This is a genomic window from Klebsiella sp. M041, from assembly GCF_059759695.1.
In genome coordinates this window covers 1-16,429 of the sequence record NZ_JCAXWU010000017.1, presented here as the reverse complement: position 1 = coordinate 16,429, position 16,429 = coordinate 1, and the positions used below count along the sequence as shown (strand labels likewise).

The 16,429-nt window shown below is 57.3% G+C and carries 13 protein-coding genes and 1 riboswitch; of the genes, 9 read left to right on the top strand and 4 right to left on the bottom strand.

The genetic code is table 11. The features are described from left to right. Positions 1-11: 11 nt before the first annotated feature. Positions 12-662, top strand: a complete 651-nt coding sequence (zinT, locus tag AC6CWS_RS20455) for a metal-binding protein ZinT (RefSeq protein ID WP_065883449.1) — start codon at positions 12-14, stop codon at positions 660-662. A 47-nt stretch (positions 663-709) separates the two neighbouring features. On the opposite strand, the gene ppc is transcribed toward zinT, so the two are convergent. Continuing rightward, a complete protein-coding gene (gene ppc, locus AC6CWS_RS20450; RefSeq protein WP_023291536.1) occupies positions 710-3,361 on the bottom strand; it encodes a phosphoenolpyruvate carboxylase in 2,652 nt (883 codons plus the stop codon). Positions 3,362-3,619: 258 nt separating this feature from the next. After that, positions 3,620-4,771 (bottom strand): acetylornithine deacetylase, encoded by a 1,152-nt coding sequence (gene argE / locus AC6CWS_RS20445; RefSeq protein WP_023291537.1) that lies wholly within the window; start codon positions 4,769-4,771, stop codon positions 3,620-3,622. Between the two features lie 113 nt (positions 4,772-4,884). Here argE and argC point away from each other — a divergent pair, with 113 nt between their 5' ends. The 4 genes from argC to oxyR all read left to right on the top strand — a co-directional run bounded on the left by argC (position 4,885) and on the right by oxyR (position 9,323). Further along, complete coding sequence (gene argC / locus AC6CWS_RS20440; RefSeq protein ID WP_025710967.1) at positions 4,885-5,889, top strand: N-acetyl-gamma-glutamyl-phosphate reductase; 1,005 nt, start codon at positions 4,885-4,887, stop codon at positions 5,887-5,889. Positions 5,890-5,895: 6 nt separating this feature from the next. Continuing rightward, entirely contained in the window at positions 5,896-6,672 is a 777-nt protein-coding gene (gene argB / locus AC6CWS_RS20435; protein ID WP_085955164.1) for an acetylglutamate kinase, read from the top strand. Positions 6,673-6,772: 100 nt separating this feature from the next. After that, positions 6,773-8,146 carry an argininosuccinate lyase gene (gene argH / locus AC6CWS_RS20430; RefSeq protein ID WP_044520936.1) on the top strand — a complete coding sequence of 458 codons (1,374 nt, stop codon included), beginning with the start codon at positions 6,773-6,775 and terminating at the stop codon, positions 8,144-8,146. 259 nt (positions 8,147-8,405) lie between these two features. Next, positions 8,406-9,323, top strand: a complete 918-nt coding sequence (gene oxyR, locus AC6CWS_RS20425) for a DNA-binding transcriptional regulator OxyR (RefSeq protein ID WP_002883015.1) — start codon at positions 8,406-8,408, stop codon at positions 9,321-9,323. Here oxyR and sthA read toward each other — a convergent pair. Next, positions 9,306-10,706 carry a Si-specific NAD(P)(+) transhydrogenase gene (sthA, locus tag AC6CWS_RS20420; protein WP_002883016.1) on the bottom strand — a complete coding sequence of 467 codons (1,401 nt, stop codon included), beginning with the start codon at positions 10,704-10,706 and terminating at the stop codon, positions 9,306-9,308. The genes oxyR and sthA overlap by 18 nt on opposite strands. A 196-nt stretch (positions 10,707-10,902) precedes the next feature. Here sthA and fabR point away from each other — a divergent pair, with 196 nt between their 5' ends. Continuing rightward, positions 10,903-11,538, top strand: a complete 636-nt coding sequence (gene fabR / locus AC6CWS_RS20415; protein WP_004151856.1) for an HTH-type transcriptional repressor FabR — start codon at positions 10,903-10,905, stop codon at positions 11,536-11,538. A gap of 15 nt (positions 11,539-11,553) precedes the next feature. Continuing rightward, positions 11,554-11,919, top strand: a complete 366-nt coding sequence (locus AC6CWS_RS20410) for a YijD family membrane protein (RefSeq protein WP_498256435.1) — start codon at positions 11,554-11,556, stop codon at positions 11,917-11,919. 50 nt (positions 11,920-11,969) lie between these two features. Here AC6CWS_RS20410 and trmA read toward each other — a convergent pair whose 3' ends face one another. Then, a complete protein-coding gene (gene trmA / locus AC6CWS_RS20405; protein ID WP_004203692.1) occupies positions 11,970-13,070 on the bottom strand; it encodes a tRNA (uridine(54)-C5)-methyltransferase TrmA in 1,101 nt (366 codons plus the stop codon). A 114-nt stretch (positions 13,071-13,184) separates the two neighbouring features. Next, a riboswitch (cobalamin riboswitch) is annotated at positions 13,185-13,371 on the top strand. Between the two features lie 65 nt (positions 13,372-13,436). Between trmA and btuB the strand changes: the two genes are divergently transcribed. Together btuB and murI are read left to right on the top strand one after the other, a co-directional pair. Continuing rightward, positions 13,437-15,275 (top strand): TonB-dependent vitamin B12 receptor BtuB, encoded by a 1,839-nt coding sequence (gene btuB / locus AC6CWS_RS20400; protein WP_032454489.1) that lies wholly within the window; start codon positions 13,437-13,439, stop codon positions 15,273-15,275. Beyond that, positions 15,220-16,071, top strand: coding sequence for a glutamate racemase (gene murI / locus AC6CWS_RS20395; RefSeq protein WP_044520945.1), 852 nt, complete (start codon positions 15,220-15,222; stop codon positions 16,069-16,071). The genes btuB and murI overlap by 56 nt, the downstream gene beginning before the upstream one ends. Positions 16,072-16,429 lie beyond the last annotated feature (358 nt).

Here is a 16,429-nt window from a genome sequence, read left to right as displayed (position 1 = left end):
AGGAGAGAGTAATGACCAGAAAGATCCCCCTGCTGGCCTTGGTACTCGGCATGGCGCTAGCCAGCGCCCAGGCGTTCGCCCACGGCAACCATAGCCATGGGCCGGCGCTAACCGAAGTGGAGCGTCAGGCCAGCGAAGGCATTTTTGCGGATAAAGATGTGCAGGACCGCGCGCTGAGCGACTGGGAGGGCGTCTGGCAGTCAGTGAACCCGTATCTGCTCAACGGCGATCTCGATCCGGTGCTGGAGCAGAAGGCGAAAAAGCCCGGCGGCAAGAGCGTGGAGGAGTATCGCGCCTATTATAAGAAGGGCTACGCCACCGATGTGGAACAGATTGGCATTGAAGATGACGTGATTGAGTTCCACATTGGCGAGACCGTCAACAGCTGCAAATACCGCTATTCTGGCTACAAAATCCTGCATTACGCCTCCGGTAAGAAGGGCGTACGTTATCTGTTCGAGTGCCAGCAGGGCGATGCCAGCGCGCCAAAATATGTCCAGTTCAGCGACCACATCATTGGCCCGCGTAAATCGCAGCATTTCCATATTTTCATGGGCAATGAATCACAGGAAGCGTTGCTGAAAGAGATGGATAACTGGCCGACCTATTATCCGTATGCGCTGCATAAAGAGCAGATCGTTGATGAGATGCTGCACCACTAGAACGGGTGAAAAATCCCCCGGCCGGGCGGCCGGGGGAAAGACAGCGATTAGCCGGTGTTACGCATACCGGCGGCGACGCCGGCGATGGTGACCATCAGCGCTTGTTCAACGCGCGGATCCGGGTCTTTGCCCTCTTCTTCAGCCTGGCGCGAACGGTGCAGCAGTTCCGCCTGCAGGACGTTCAGCGGGTCGGTATAGATATTACGCAGCTGGATAGACTCGGCGATCCACGGCAGGTCAGCCATCAGATGAGAGTCGTTGGCGATGGCCAGCACGACGTTGATATCGGCAGCCAGCAGCTTGCGCAGCTCGGTACCCAACGCCCACAGCTCTGGTTTCACCAGGCGCTGATCGTAGTACTCCGCCAGCCACAGGTCGGCCTTCGAGTAAACCATCTCCAGCATGCCGAGACGGGTGGAGAAGAACGGCCAGTCGCGACACATCGCTTCCAGTTCACTCTGTTTTCCGCCTTCAACCACTTTCTGCAGCGCAGCGCCAGCGCCCAGCCAGGCTGGAAGCATCAGGCGGTTCTGGGTCCAGGCGAAGATCCACGGAATGGCGCGTAGCGACTCGACGCCGCCGGTCGGACGACGTTTTGCCGGACGCGAACCCAGCGGCAGTTTGCCCAGCTCCTGCTCCGGAGTGGCGGAGCGGAAATAAGGCACGAAATCTTTGTTTTCACGCACGTAGCCGCGATACATCTTGCACGACACGTCGGACAGCTCGGCCATGATGTCGCGCCACTGCGGTTTTGGTTCCGGCGGCGGCAGCAGGTTGGCTTCGAGGATCGCGCTGGTATAGAGCGACAGGCTGCTGATGGTGACTTCCGGCAGGCCGTACTTAAAGCGGATCATCTCACCCTGCTCGGTAACGCGCAGGCCGCCCTTCAGGCTTCCCGGCGGCTGTGAGAGGAGCGCGGCGTGGGCCGGCGCGCCGCCGCGGCCAATGGAGCCGCCGCGACCGTGGAACAGCGTCAGTTCGATCCCGGCTTTCTCACAGGTTTTGATCAACGCGTCCTGCGCCTGGTACTGCGCCCAGGAGGCGGCCATCACGCCTGCGTCTTTCGCGGAATCAGAGTAGCCGATCATGACCATCTGTTTGCCCTGGATAAAGCCGCGGTACCAGTCGATATTCAGCAGCTGGGTCATGACGTCGTTGGCGTTGTTCAGGTCATCCAGCGTTTCGAACAGCGGGGCCACCGGCAGGGCAAAGCCAATCCCGGCCTCCTTCAGCAGCAGATGAACCGCCAGCACGTCGGACGGCGTTTTGGCCATCGAGATCACGTAGGCGGCGATCGATCCGCGCGGCGCCTCGGCGATCACTCTACAGGTGTCGAGAACTTCGCGGGTCTCTTCGCTTGGCTCCCACTGGCGCGGCAGCAGCGGACGTTTGGAATTCAGTTCGCGGATCAGGAAAGCCTGTTTGTCGGCTTCTGACCAGCTTTCGTAATCGCCGATCCCGAGGTAACGGGTCATTTCGCCCAGCGCTTCGGTGTGGCGGGTGCTTTCCTGACGGATATCAATACGCACCAGCGGTACGCCGAAAGACTTCACGCGGCGCAGGGTGTCGAGCAGCTCGCCGTTGGCGATAATGCCCATGCCGCAGGCCTGCAGCGATTTATAACAGGCGTATAGCGGCTCCCACAGCTGCTCGTTCTGAGTGATCAGTCCCGCCGGTTTCGGCAGCTTCTGACCTTTCAGACGCGCTTCCAGCCAGGCCTGGGTTTCCATCAGCTGAGTACGCAGTTTTTTCATCAGGTAACGGTACGGTTCCTGAGCGCCCTCGGCGCCGGCCAGGGCGCGCAATTCGTCAGTACACTCCACCATCGACAGCTCGGAGATCAGCACCTGCACATCTTTGAGGAACAGATCGGTCGCTTTCCAGCGGCTGAGCAGCAGCACGTGGCGGGTGATATCGGCAGTCACGTTCGGGTTGCCGTCGCGGTCGCCGCCCATCCACGAAGTGAAACGCACCGGGACAAAGTCCACCGGCAGCTGATAGCCGAGGTTGGCTTCCAGCTGTTCGTTCAGCTCGCGCAGGTAGTTAGGCACCCCTTCCCACAGGCTGTTTTCCACCACCGCGAAGCCCCATTTGGCTTCATCGACCGGGGAAGGGCGGTGCTTACGAATTTCATCGGTATGCCAGGACTGGGCGATCAGCTGGCGCAGGCGGCGCATCAGCTGGTGGTGCTCGTAGTCCGCGATATCTTTGTTATCCAGCTGCTTGAGGCAGTTGTTCACTTCCACCATTTTATGGATCAGCGTCCGGCGGGTGATCTCGGTCGGGTGGGCGGTTAACACCAGCTCCAGGGACAGAGATTCCACCGCTTTTTTGATGGTGTCTTCGTTGAGATTGGGTTGGTCTTTGAGCTTTCTCAGGGTGCGCGCAATGACTTCCGGATTGCTGGCCGCTTCGCCATTCGGCGAAATGCTGTGGTACTGCTCAGCGGTGTTGGCCAGATTCAGGAACTGGCTGAAGGCACGGGCCACCGGCAGCAGTTCGTCGTTAGACAAATTCTGCAGCGTGGTCAGCAGCTCCTGGCGGTTAGCTTCGTTGCCGGCGCGTGAAGATTTGGACAACTTACGGATAGTTTCGACACGATCAAGAATATTTTCTCCCAATGCATCCTTGATGGTATCGCCCAGCACCTTGCCGAGCATACTGACATTACTACGCAATGCGGAATATTGTTCGTTCATGTTACCCCAGACACCCCATCTCATTTTATTTTGTTATATCCGCTGCGCTGGAACGTGAGCAACGGATAAGCAACCCGTCTTTTATAAAGCCACGTAAATACCCCCACGTCAATTACTGCGAAATCGCTTCAGCAAACGAGTAAATACCCGTAATTTGCGAAATTTAACTCAGGGGGCGCTGGATAAGCATCGCTTATGGAAATGTGACGATCGTCACCGTTCCGCCCCGGGAGAGCGGGGCGGAAAAAGAGGGCGATTTTAGTGCCAGCAGAAGTGGTGAACCACCTGGCTAATCAGCTCCCGCGTCGGCTTGATAAAGCGCGTCTCCAGAAACTCGTCAGGCTGATGGGCCTGATTGATCGAGCCCGGGCCGAGAACCAGCGTTGGGCACAGCGTCTGGATAAACGGCGCTTCGGTACAGTAGTTCACCACGTCGGTCTGGGCGCCAAGCAGTTTCTCAACCACCTGCACCAGCTTATGGTCCGGCGGGCACTCGTAGCCGGGGATCGGCGGATGCAGCTCCGAGACCGTCAGGCGGCCCGGCCAGCGTTCGCTGACCGGGGCCAGCGCCTCGTCCAGCAGACCATTGAGGTCGTTGAGGGTCATCCCCGGCAACGGGCGGATGTCCATATGCAGTTCACAGCAGGCGCAGATACGGTTTGAGGCATCGCCGCCATGGATGGCGCCGAGGTTGAGGGTCGGGTAAGGGACCGTGAACGCCTCGAAGTGGTAGCGCTCTTTTAGCAAATCGCGCAGCTGCATAATCCGACCGATGGCGTCGTGCATCAGCTCGATCGCGTTGACCCCGCGCGCCGGATCGCTGGAGTGGCCGGACTGGCCCTGAATACGGATCGCGTTGGACATATGTCCTTTATGGGCGCGGATCGGCTGCAGGGAGGTGGGCTCGCCGATGATGGCGCAGTCGGGGCGCAGCCGGGTGGTTTCGGCAAAATAGCGCGCGCCGGCCATGCTGGTCTCTTCGTCGGCGGTGGCCAGAATATACAGCGGTTTTTTCAGCGTGGTGACGTCGACATCGCGCAGGGCGTCGAGAATAAAGGCGAAGAAGCCTTTCATATCGGCCGTGCCGAGGCCGTAGAGCTTGTTATCGTGTTCGGTAAGGGTGAACGGATCGCGCGTCCAGCGGCCGTCATCGAACGGCACGGTATCGGTATGCCCGGCGAGAAGCAGGCCGCCGGCGCCGTGTCCGGTGCTGGCCAGCAGGTTGAATTTATGGCGCGTATCCGGCACCGGCTGTACCTCGACATTAAAGCCGAGATCGCGGAACCAGCCGGCCAGCAAATTGATTAAAGACTCATTGCTCTGATCGAGAGCCTCTTCGGTCGCGCTGATGGACGGTGTGGCGATCAACGCGCGGTAAATCTCGATAAAGGGCGGTAAATTGTTTTTCATTGTTGACACACCTTGGGTCGTGATAGTATCAATATTCATGCATTTATTGTGAATAAAAATACAATATCGTTGAGCGTAAGAAAACCCATCGAATGTAAGGAGATGCGCTTCCAATGTTAAATACGCTGATTGTGGGTGCCAGTGGTTATGCCGGCGCAGAGCTGGTGACCTATATCAATCGTCATCCGCATATGAACATAACCGCTTTGACGGTCTCCGCGCAAAGCAATGATGCGGGAAAATTAATTTCCGACCTGCATCCGCAGCTCAAAGGCATTGTCGATATGCCGCTGCAGCCGATGTCCGATATCAGCGAATTCAGCGCTGGCGTGGACGTGGTGTTTCTCGCCACCGCGCACGAAGTGAGTCACGATCTGGCGCCGCAGTTCCTTGCCGCCGGCTGCGTGGTGTTCGATCTCTCCGGTGCCTTCCGCGTTAACGATGGGGCGTTCTACGAAAAATATTATGGTTTCACTCATCAGCATCCCGACCTGCTCAAACAGGCGGTGTATGGGCTGGCGGAGTGGAGCGCGGATGCGCTTAAAGAAGCGCAGTTAATCGCGGTGCCTGGCTGCTACCCGACGGCGGCGCAGCTGTCGCTGAAGCCGCTGATTGATGCCAGTCTGCTGGATCTCAACCAGTGGCCAGTGATCAACGCCACCAGCGGGGTGAGCGGCGCGGGACGCAAAGCCGCGATCGGCAACAGCTTCTGTGAAGTCAGCCTGCAGCCATACGGCATCTTTAACCATCGTCATCAGCCGGAGATTGCCAGCCACCTCGGAGCGAAGGTGATTTTTACCCCGCATCTGGGTAATTTTAAGCGCGGCATTCTGGAAACCATTACCTGCCGCCTGAAGCCGGGCGTTGGCCATGCGCAGATCGCGGCGGTTTACCAGCAGGCTTACGCCGATAAACCGCTGGTACGTTTATATGATAAAGGCGTGCCCGCATTGAAAAGCGTCGAAGGTCTGCCATTCTGTGATATCGGTTTTGCCGTGCAGGACGACCATCTCATCGTCGTCGCGGCAGAAGATAACCTGCTGAAAGGCGCCGCAGCGCAGGCGGTGCAGTGCGCGAATATTCGTTTCGGCTTCGCTGAGACGCAGTCTCTTATTTAAGGTGTGATGATGAACCCATTAATTATCAAACTCGGCGGCGTATTACTCGATAGCGAAGAAGCGCTGGAGCGTCTGTTTACCGCGCTGGTCAATTACCGTGAAGCGCACCAGCGTCCGCTGATTATCGTCCATGGCGGCGGCTGCGTGGTGGATGAGCTGATGAAGCAGCTCAACCTGCCGGTGCAGAAGAAAAATGGTCTGCGGGTGACGCCGGCTGAGCAAATCGACATCATCACCGGCGCGCTGGCGGGAACCGCCAACAAGACGCTGCTGGCGTGGGCGAAAAAGCACGGTCTGGCCTCTGTCGGCCTGTTCCTCGGCGATGGCGATAGCGTGAAGGTGACACAGCTGGATGCTGAGCTGGGCCATGTCGGGCTGGCGCAGCCGGGCTCTCCGACGCTGATCAACACCCTGCTGGCGGGCGGTTACCTGCCGGTGGTGAGCTCTATCGGCGTGACCGACGAGGGCCAGCTGATGAACGTCAATGCTGACCAGGCGGCGACGGCGCTGGCGGCTACCTTGGGGGCGGATCTGATCCTGCTGTCTGACGTCAGCGGTATCCTCGACGGTAAAGGGCAGCGTATTGCCGAGATGACCGCCGAGAAAGCGGAGCAGCTGATCGAGCAGGGGATTATCACTGACGGCATGATTGTCAAAGTGAATGCGGCCCTCGACGCGGCGCGTGCTCTGGGCCGTCCGGTGGATATCGCCTCCTGGCGTCACGCCGAGCAGCTGCCGGCGTTGTTTAACGGCACGCCTATCGGCACACGTATTCTGGCTTAAGATTTCATGCCCGGCGGCGCGTTGTCTGCCGGGCTTACAAGACCGTAGGCCGGGGAGGCACAACGCCACCGGCGGAACTAACGAATAAAGGAAGCATGTTATGGCACTTTGGGGCGGGCGTTTTACACAGGCAGCAGATCAACGGTTCAAACAGTTCAACGACTCGTTGCGCTTCGACTATCGTCTGGCGGAGCAGGATATCGTTGGCTCTGTCGCCTGGTCGAAAGCGCTGGTAACGGTCGGCGTACTGAGTGCCGATGAACAACAGCAGCTGGAAGAAGCGCTGAACGTGCTACTGGAAGAAGTGCGCGCCAATCCGCAGCAAATCCTCGCCAGCGATGCTGAAGATATTCACAGCTGGGTGGAAGGCAAACTGATCGACAAAGTGGGTCAGTTGGGCAAGAAACTGCATACCGGCCGCAGCCGTAACGACCAGGTCGCTACCGATCTTAAACTGTGGTGCAAAGATACCGTTGTCGAACTGCTGTCGGCGAACCGCCAGCTGCAGAGCGCGCTGGTGGAGACGGCCCAGCAGAACCAGGACGCGGTGATGCCGGGGTACACCCACCTGCAGCGCGCCCAACCGGTGACGTTCGCGCACTGGTGTCTGGCCTATGTCGAAATGCTGGCGCGCGATGAAAGCCGCCTGCAGGACGCGCTGAAGCGCCTCGACGTTAGCCCGCTGGGCTGCGGCGCGCTGGCGGGGACGGCGTATGAAATCGACCGCGAGCAGCTGGCCGGCTGGCTGGGCTTTGCCTCCGCCACCCGCAACAGCCTCGACAGCGTGTCCGACCGCGACCATGTTCTGGAGCTGCTTTCCGATGCCTCTATCGGCATGGTCCATCTGTCGCGCTTTGCGGAAGATCTGATTTTCTTTAACTCCGGCGAAGCGAATTTCGTCGAGCTTTCCGACCGCGTAACCTCAGGCTCCTCGCTGATGCCGCAGAAGAAAAACCCGGACGCCCTGGAGCTTATCCGTGGCAAATGCGGCCGCGTGCAGGGCGCGCTGACCGGCATGATGATGACCCTGAAAGGGCTGCCGCTGGCCTACAACAAAGATATGCAGGAAGATAAAGAGGGACTTTTCGACGCTCTGGATACCTGGCTCGACTGCCTGCATATGGCGACCCTGGTGCTGGATGGCATCCAGGTGAAACGTCCGCGCTGTGCGGAAGCGGCGCAGCAGGGCTATGCCAACGCCACTGAGCTGGCGGATTATCTGGTGGCGAAAGGCGTACCGTTCCGCGAGGCGCACCATATTGTCGGTGAAGCGGTGGTGGAAGCCATTGCGCAAGGGAAACCGCTGGAAGCGCTGGCCCTGGCCGACCTGCAGAAATTCAGCCCGGTGATTGCGGACGATGTTTATCCGATCCTGTCGCTGCAGTCCTGCCTTGATAAACGCGCGGCAAAAGGCGGCGTCTCGCCGCAGCAGGTGGCGCAGGCTATCGACGAGGCGAAGGCCCGTCTGAGTTAATCCACAGATATCTGTCTTCCCTGACCCGGCCGAGCCCAGCGACGCCGGGTTTTTTATGCAAAAAAAAAGCGGACGCAAGGTCCGCAAAAGTTCACGTTGGCTTTAGTTGTTCGGGTAGAGAAACAGTGTGACGGGTCAGTGGTTTTCACAGGTTCACCGTCTTTATGGGCGTATTATTGAACAGAAAACTTGATAGGGATAATCGTTCGTTGCTATGCTATCTATCGCCATGGACTATCGTGGCGATGGAGGATGAATAATGAATATTCGCGATCTTGAATACCTGGTAGCGCTCGCCGAACACCGCCACTTCCGGCGGGCGGCTGACTCATGCCATGTGAGCCAACCGACGCTCAGCGGACAGATCCGCAAGCTGGAGGATGAGCTTGGCGTCATGCTGCTGGAGCGCACCAGCCGTAAGGTTCTGTTTACCCAGGCGGGGCTGTTGCTGGTGGATCAGGCGCGTACCGTGTTACGCGAAGTAAAAGTGCTCAAGGAGATGGCAAGCCAACAAGGGGAAACCATGTCCGGGCCGCTGCATATCGGCTTGATCCCGACAATTGGCCCGTACCTGCTACCGCACATCATTCCGATGCTGCATCAGACCTTCCCGAAGCTGGAAATGTATCTGCACGAAGCGCAGACCCATCAGCTGCTGGCTCAGCTCGACAGCGGTAAGCTCGACTGCGCCATCCTGGCGCTGGTCAAAGAGAGCGAGGCCTTTATCGAGGTGCCGCTGTTCGATGAGCCGATGATGCTGGCTATCTATGAAGATCATCCGTGGGCAAACCGCGACCGGGTGCCGATGTCGGATCTGGCCGGTGAAAAGCTGCTGATGCTGGAGGATGGCCACTGCCTGCGCGATCAGGCGATGGGCTTCTGCTTTGAAGCGGGGGCGGATGAGGATACCCACTTCCGCGCGACCAGCCTGGAAACGCTGCGCAATATGGTGGCGGCAGGCAGCGGTATTACCCTGCTGCCTGCGCTGGCAGTGCCGCAGGAAAGAAAACGCGATGGCGTGGTCTACCTGCCGTGCATTAAGCCAGAGCCAAGACGCACCATCGGTCTGGTTTACCGTCCGGGCTCACCGCTGCGCAGCCGCTATGAACATCTGGCTGAGGCCATCCGCGGCACGATGGATGGCCATTTCGACAAGGCGTTAAAACAGGCGGTTTAAGCCGTTCAGCGCGGCAACCCGGTACGCTTCTGCCATGGTCGGGTAGTTAAAGGTGGTGTTGACGAAGTATTCAATGGTGTTACCACCACCTTTCTGCTCCATGATCGCCTGGCCGATGTGAATGATTTCGGCTGCGCGTTCGCCAAAGCAGTGAATGCCGAGGATCTCCTTGGTTTCCCGGTGGAACAGGATCTTCAGGGTTCCCACGCTCATGCCAACGATTTGCGCCCGCGCCAGGTGTTTAAACTGAGCGCGACCCACCTCATACGGCACTTTCATCGCCGTCAGCTGCTGCTCGGTTTTCCCGACGGAGCTGATTTCCGGAATGGTGTAGATCCCGGTCGGGATATCTTCAATCAGATGCGCTGAGGCTTCGCCTTTCACCAGCGCCTGGGCGGCAATGCGTCCTTGATCGTACGCCGCGGAGGCGAGGCTCGGATAGCCGATGACATCCCCAACCGCATAGATGTGCGGAAGGGCGGTCTGGTACATGCTGTTGACCTTCAGCTGGCCGCGACTGTCGGTCTGCAGACCGATGTTTTCCAGCGCCAGAGTGTCGGTATTGCCGGTGCGGCCGTTGGCGTAGAGCAGGCAGTCCGCTTTGAGCTTTTTCCCGGATTTCAGATGCATGATGACGCCGTCATCAACGCCTTCAATCTTTTCGTACTCCTCGTTGTGGCGAATGACCACGCCGCTGTTCCAGAAGTGATAGGAGAGCGAATCTGACATCTCCTGATCGAGGAAGGCCAGCAGACGATCGCGGGTGTTGATCAGATCGACCTTCACCTCCATGCCGCGGAAGATCGACGCATATTCACAACCGATTACCCCGGCGCCGTAAATGATCACATGGCGCGGCTCATGCTGCAGGCTGAGAATCGAATCGCTGTCATAGATGCGCGGGTGGTGGAAATCGACATCCGCCGGATGATAGGGGCGAGATCCGCAGGCGATAACGAATTTCTCCGCGGTCACCGTCTCGACCGTGCCATCATGGCACTCCAGCGCCAGAGTATGCTCATCAACGAAGTGGGCATTGCCCTGCAGAATTTCACAGTGGTTGCGCTCATAGAATCCCTGGCGCATATGAGTCTGCTGGTTGATGACGCTGTCGGCATGGTTAAGGATGTCGGCGAAAGAAGAGCGAAGAAGGCGGGAGTGGTCGCTGTAGAGGGGGTTTTGGTTAAACTCGATAATACGGCTGACGGCATGGCGGAGGGCTTTCGACGGGATGGTGCCCCAGTGGGTGCAACCGCCGCCGACATTATGGTAGCGCTCGATGACGGCAACGCGTGCTCCCTGTTTCACCAGTCCCATGGCGGCGCCTTCGCCGCCAGGACCGGAACCAATCACTATTGCATCATAATCCCAAGAGTGTGACATGGCATTACTCACCTGTTTTATACATAAAATAAACACGATGATAACATTCGCTGCGCTTTAACCCAATTATCGTTGTGCTTTTTTGCGGCATAAAAGCAGAAACGGCTCGTAAACAATCATTCACAATCCAGGGCAAACCGATTAGTTTTAATCTCTGGTATAGTGCCAGCAGGGCTATTGGAAGGATTCATACATCGTGATGGGCGTAAGAGCACAACAAAAAGAAAAAACCCGCCGTTCGCTGGTGGAAGCGGCATTCAGCCAACTTAGCGCTGAGCGGAGTTTCGCCAGCCTGAGCTTGCGTGAAGTGGCGCGGGAAGCAGGGATCGCGCCGACGTCCTTTTATCGTCATTTTCGCGATGTCGATGAGTTAGGCCTGACGATGGTCGATGAGAGCGGACTGATGCTGCGCCAGCTGATGCGCCAGGCGCGCCAGCGGATTGCCAAAGGCGGCAGCGTGATCCGCACCTCGGTCTCGACCTTTATGGAGTTTATCGGTAATAACCCGAACGCTTTCCGCCTGCTGCTGCGCGAACGCTCGGGAACGTCTGCGGCGTTTCGCGCCGCCGTCGCACGCGAAATCCAGCATTTTATTGCGGAACTCGCCGACTATTTAGAACTCGAAAACCATATGCCGCGCGCCTTTACCGAAGCGCAGGCTGAAGCTATGGTCACCATCGTTTTTAGCGCTGGCGCGGAAGCGCTGGATGTCGGCCCTGAACAGCGCCGACAGCTGGAAGAACGGTTGGTACTGCAGCTCAGAATGATCTCTAAAGGCGCGTATTACTGGTATCGCCGTGAACAAGAAAAAATGTCACATCATTCCGAATAACGTGAAGGACGAGCAATGAAACACTCAGTTCAAGATAAAGGTACGCTGCTGCTGGCGCTGATTGCCGGGTTATCTATTAATGGCGCCTTTGCGGCGCTGTTCAGTTCGATAGTTCCGTTTTCCGTCTTCCCCATCTTATCCCTGCTGCTGACGGTCTACTGTCTGCATCAGCGCTATCAGAATCGCAGTATGCCCGTCGGGCTACCGGGCCTGGCCGCCGCCTTTTTTATTTTTATTCTCGGGGTGCTGTTGTACAGCACCGTCGTGCGTGCGGAGTACCCGGATATCGGCTCTAACTTCTTCCCGGCCGTTCTGTCCGTCGCGATGGTCTTCTGGATCGGCTACAAGATGCGTAACCGCAAAAATACCGCCGCCGAATAATCCGCCAGTGATAAAAAACCGGCAATATGACGTTGCCGGTTTTTTTTGGCCTATTTCCGGGTCAGCAGAACGCCGCACTCCATGTGATGGGTATACGGGAACTGGTCGAACAGCGCCAGCCGGGTAACGTTGTGCGTCTGGCTTAGCGTTTCCAGATTACGACACAGCGTTTCCGGGTTGCACGAAATGTACAGTATGCGCGGATAGGCCTGCACCATTTTCTCCGTTTCACTGTCCAGCCCGCTACGCGGCGGATCGACGAAAATAGTCTCGCACTGATAGCTTTGCAGATCGATACCCTGCAGCCGGTTGAACTCACGCACGCCGTTCATCGCCTGAGTAAACTCTTCAGCCGCCATGCGGATAATCTGCACGTTGTCGATATGGTTGGCGGCGATGTTGTACTGCGCCGCCGCCACCGACGGTTTGGCGATTTCGGTGGCCAGTACGCGATCGAAATTACGCGCCAGCGCCAGCGAGAAGTTACCGTTGCCGCAGTACAATTCCAGCAGGTCGCCGGTCGCCCCTTTGGTGACATCCAGCGCCCACTCCAGCATCTGAATGTTCATGGCCGCGTTCGGTTGGGTAAAGCTGTTTTCCACCTGACGGTAGATCATCTCCCGACCGCCAACCGGCAGGCGTTCATCTATATAATCCTGATCGAGCTCGATTTTAGTTTTGGTCGCCCGACCAATCAGATGCACATTGAGTCCCTGGGCTCGCAGGGCATCACGCAGCGCCTCCGCTTGCTCACGCCAGGCATCATCGAGCTTTTTATGATACAGCAGCGAGACGACCGCCTGGTTGCTGAGGGTGGTCAGATAGTCAATCTGAAACAGCTTATGGCGCAGCACGGGATTGTTGCGCACGCCCTCCAGCATGGCGGTCATCAGCTGATTGATGAGCGCGCTGGCGGCCGGGAAGCTGTCAACGCGAATCCGCGACCGGGTCTGCTGATCGAAAATAATATGGTACAGGTCGTCGCCATCGTGCCACAGACGGAACTCGGCGCGCATACGGTAGTGGCTGACCGGCGAACGAAACACTTCCGGAACCGGCGCGGCAAAAGGCGCCATCATGGTTTGCAAACGGACGACTTTTTCTGCCAGCTGCGCTTCGTATTGTTCGGTAGGAAGGTGTTCGGGGGTCATGATGTATCCTGAATAAAATAAGTACGCGGGGATTGTAGGGAAAGCGCCGGGGATGTCCAGCCTCGAATGCCGCGGGAAATATAATTAGCAGTCTGGACATCTATATGTTTCTGATTGTAGCATTCGCCTACCGGTCCTGTGAGTTAAAAGGGAACCCAGTGGAAATCTGGGGCTGACGCGCAGCGGTAAGGAAGGTGAGAAATGAGCGCACTCGGTGCAGACACTGCGGTTAGCCGTGGGAAGTCATTATTTCTTGAAACAACCTCCAAGCCCGAAGACCTGCCGGAATACGTCGCACTGGGTTTTATCGTCGCGAGCAACTGATAAAACCTGCGGCATCCTTTTTCTGTTTCGGATGCTTTTACAATGATTAAAAAAGCTTCGCTGATGACGGCCTTATCCGTCACGGCATTTTCCGGCTGGGCGCAGGACAGCAATTCAGACACGTTGGTGGTGACAGCAAACCGTTTTCAACAGCCGGTCAATACCGTGCTGGCGCCGACCGATATAGTGACGCGCGATGACATCGACCGCTGGCAGTCCAAAGATTTAAACGATGTCATGCGTCGTCTTCCCGGGGTCGATATTGCCCGCAACGGCGGCATGGGGCAGAGCGCTTCGCTGTATGTTCGGGGAACGGAGGCTCGCCACGTGCTGGTGCTGATCGACGGTGTGCCGATGGCGCGTCCGGGGATCTCCAATGGCGTGGATATCAGTCAGATCCCTATCTCTCTTGTACAGCGGGTGGAATACATCCGCGGCCCGCGCTCCGCGGTGTACGGCTCCGGGGCGATCGGCGGGGTGGTGAACATCATCACCATGACCGATGCTGAGCGTTCGCAGATCAACGCCGGCGCGGGAACGAATGGCTATCAGTCCTACGATGGCGCCTTTAACAAGCGGTTTGGCGATACGCTGGTTACCGCTGCCGGCGCCTATCAGACCACCAAAGGGTTTAACGTCCAGCCGAACTCCTCTTATAGCGGCGACAGCGATCGCGACGGCTACCGCAATAAAATGCTATGGGGCGGGGTACAGCATCAGTTCGATGACAACTTCTCGGGGTTCTTCCGCGGCTATGGTTATTCCGCCAATGCTGACTATGACCAGGGTAACTGGGGCTACGCAGGTGGAAACGATGAAGATCAGTCCTATACCCAATCCTGGGACACCGGTCTGCACTACCATTCCGGAATTTACTCCTCCCAGCTGATTGCGAACTATCAGCGTATTAAAGATTACAACTACAGCAGCGACGCTGGCCGCTATGCCGCGGGCACCACCCTGGATGATATGGAACAACGCTATATCCAATGGGGAAATAATGTTGTGGTGGGCCATGGCGCAGTGAGCGGTGGCGTAGACTGGAAACAGGAGAAGCTGAAATCCAGCGGAACGACCAGTACCGACGTGTATAAGCGCGATACCACCGGTCTTTATCTGACGGGCCAGCAGCAGATTGACAGCGTGACGCTGGAAGCTTCCGGCCGTGAGGATCATGACGAGCAGTTTGGCTGGCACGGTACCTGGCAGACGGCGGCAGGCTGGGAATTTATCGAGGGTTATCGGACAACGCTCTCGTACGGTACAGGATTCCTCGCCCCCTCCCTCGGACAGCAGTACGGCGCAGAACGTTTTGGCATCGCCTCTAACCCGAACCTGAAGCCAGAGGAGTCGAAGCAGTGGGAAGCGGGCCTCGAAGGATTGACGGGGCCGGTCGACTGGCGTCTCTCCGCGTATCGCTATGAGATTCAAAACCTCATCGATTACGACAACAACGCCTATTACAACGTCAAGTCTGCGACAATCAAGGGGCTGGAGTGGACGGGGAATGTCACCACAGGGCCGGTGGAGCACCATCTGACGCTGCAGTATGTTGACCCTCGCGATGATGAAACTAACAAGATCCTCTATCGCCGGGCGAAGCAGCAGGTGAAATACGAGCTGAACGGCCAGGTCTACGATCTGGGGTGGGATGTGACGTATCACTACATCGGCAAGCGCTACGATTATGATTACGACAACTCGCGTACCGTCAATATGGGTGGGTTGAGCCTCTGGGATGTCGGTTTATCGTATCCCGTCACCTCACACCTGACAGTTCGTGGTAAAATAGCCAACCTGTTCGATAAAGATTACGAGACAGTTTATGGCTACCAATCTGCAGGACGGGAATACACCTTGTCTGGCAGCTACACCTTCTGATCCACGTCCCACCGTGCTGGTGTTTGATTCCGGCGTCGGTGGGTTGTCGGTTTATAATGAGATTCGGCAGCTGCTGCCGAATCTGCATTACATCTATGCTTTCGATAACGTTGCCTTCCCCTATGGCGAGAAGAGCGAGGCGTTTATCGTTGAGCGCGTTGTGGAAATCGTCACCGCTGTCCAGCAGCGTTATCCCCTGGCGCTGGCGGTGATCGCCTGCAATACCGCCAGTACCGTCTCCCTGCCTGCTCTGCGTGAAAAGTTCGCCTTCCCCGTTGTCGGCGTGGTGCCGGCGATCAAGCCCGCCGCCCGCTTAACAGCGAACGGCATTGTCGGCCTGCTGGCGACGCGCGGCACCGTAAAGCGTCCTTATACCCGTGAGCTGATAGACCGCTTTGCCAATGAATGTCGGATTGAAATGCTGGGGTCGGCGGAGCTGGTGGAGCTGGCGGAAGCGAAGCTGCACGGCGAGCCTGTGCCGTTAGAAGAACTGCGCCGTATCCTGCGCCCGTGGCTGCGGATGCAGGAGCCGCCGGATACGGTGGTGCTGGGCTGCACCCACTTTCCTCTTTTACAGGAGGAGCTGCAGCGCGTTCTGCCCGAGGGCACGCGGCTGATCGATTCCGGCGCGGCGATTGCCCGTCGCACCGCCTGGCTGTTAGAGCATGAAGCGCCGGATGCGAAGTCCAGCGACGAGAATAAAGCATTCTGCATGGCGTTGACGGCAGAAACGGAACAACTTTTACCCGTTTTGCATCGCTATGGCTTCTCGACGCTGGAAAAATTACCGCTTTAACGGCGTTTTGCACAAAAAAGAGACGGTTGAATAATTTTTTGAAAACAGGGCTTGTCAACGTCTCAGAACTCCCTATAATGCGCCTCCACTGACACGGAACAATGGCAAGCAAGCCGCCGGGTCAGCAGGGTTTCGGCGATGAAGTTCAGCGCTGAAAACCGACAGAGAAAAGCAAAATAAGGGCTTGACTCTGAATGAGGAAAACGTATTATACGGGACCTCGCAACGGTGAGCTGAAAGCCGCGTTGCAACTGCTCTTTAACAATTTATCAGACAATCTGTGTGGGCACTCAAAGTGACATGGATTCTTAACGTCCTCGGACGAAAAATGAATACCAAGTCTCAAGAGTGAACACGT

What these genes read in the sequence shown, in the direction of transcription:
- zinT (WP_065883449.1), top strand. Translation starts at nt 12, where the DNA reads ATGACCAGAAAGATCCCCCTGCTGGCCTTGGTACTCGGCATGGCGCTA.
- ppc (WP_023291536.1), bottom strand. Translation starts at nt 3,361, where the DNA reads ATGAACGAACAATATTCCGCATTGCGTAGTAATGTCAGTATGCTCGGC.
- argE (WP_023291537.1), bottom strand. Translation starts at nt 4,771, where the DNA reads ATGAAAAACAATTTACCGCCCTTTATCGAGATTTACCGCGCGTTGATC.
- argC (WP_025710967.1), top strand. Translation starts at nt 4,885, where the DNA reads ATGTTAAATACGCTGATTGTGGGTGCCAGTGGTTATGCCGGCGCAGAG.
- argB (WP_085955164.1), top strand. Translation starts at nt 5,896, where the DNA reads ATGATGAACCCATTAATTATCAAACTCGGCGGCGTATTACTCGATAGC.
- argH (WP_044520936.1), top strand. Translation starts at nt 6,773, where the DNA reads ATGGCACTTTGGGGCGGGCGTTTTACACAGGCAGCAGATCAACGGTTC.
- oxyR (WP_002883015.1), top strand. Translation starts at nt 8,406, where the DNA reads ATGAATATTCGCGATCTTGAATACCTGGTAGCGCTCGCCGAACACCGC.
- sthA (WP_002883016.1), bottom strand. Translation starts at nt 10,706, where the DNA reads ATGTCACACTCTTGGGATTATGATGCAATAGTGATTGGTTCCGGTCCT.
- AC6CWS_RS20410 (WP_498256435.1), top strand. Translation starts at nt 11,554, where the DNA reads ATGAAACACTCAGTTCAAGATAAAGGTACGCTGCTGCTGGCGCTGATT.
- trmA (WP_004203692.1), bottom strand. Translation starts at nt 13,070, where the DNA reads ATGACCCCCGAACACCTTCCTACCGAACAATACGAAGCGCAGCTGGCA.
- btuB (WP_032454489.1), top strand. Translation starts at nt 13,437, where the DNA reads ATGATTAAAAAAGCTTCGCTGATGACGGCCTTATCCGTCACGGCATTT.
- murI (WP_044520945.1), top strand. Translation starts at nt 15,220, where the DNA reads ATGGCTACCAATCTGCAGGACGGGAATACACCTTGTCTGGCAGCTACA.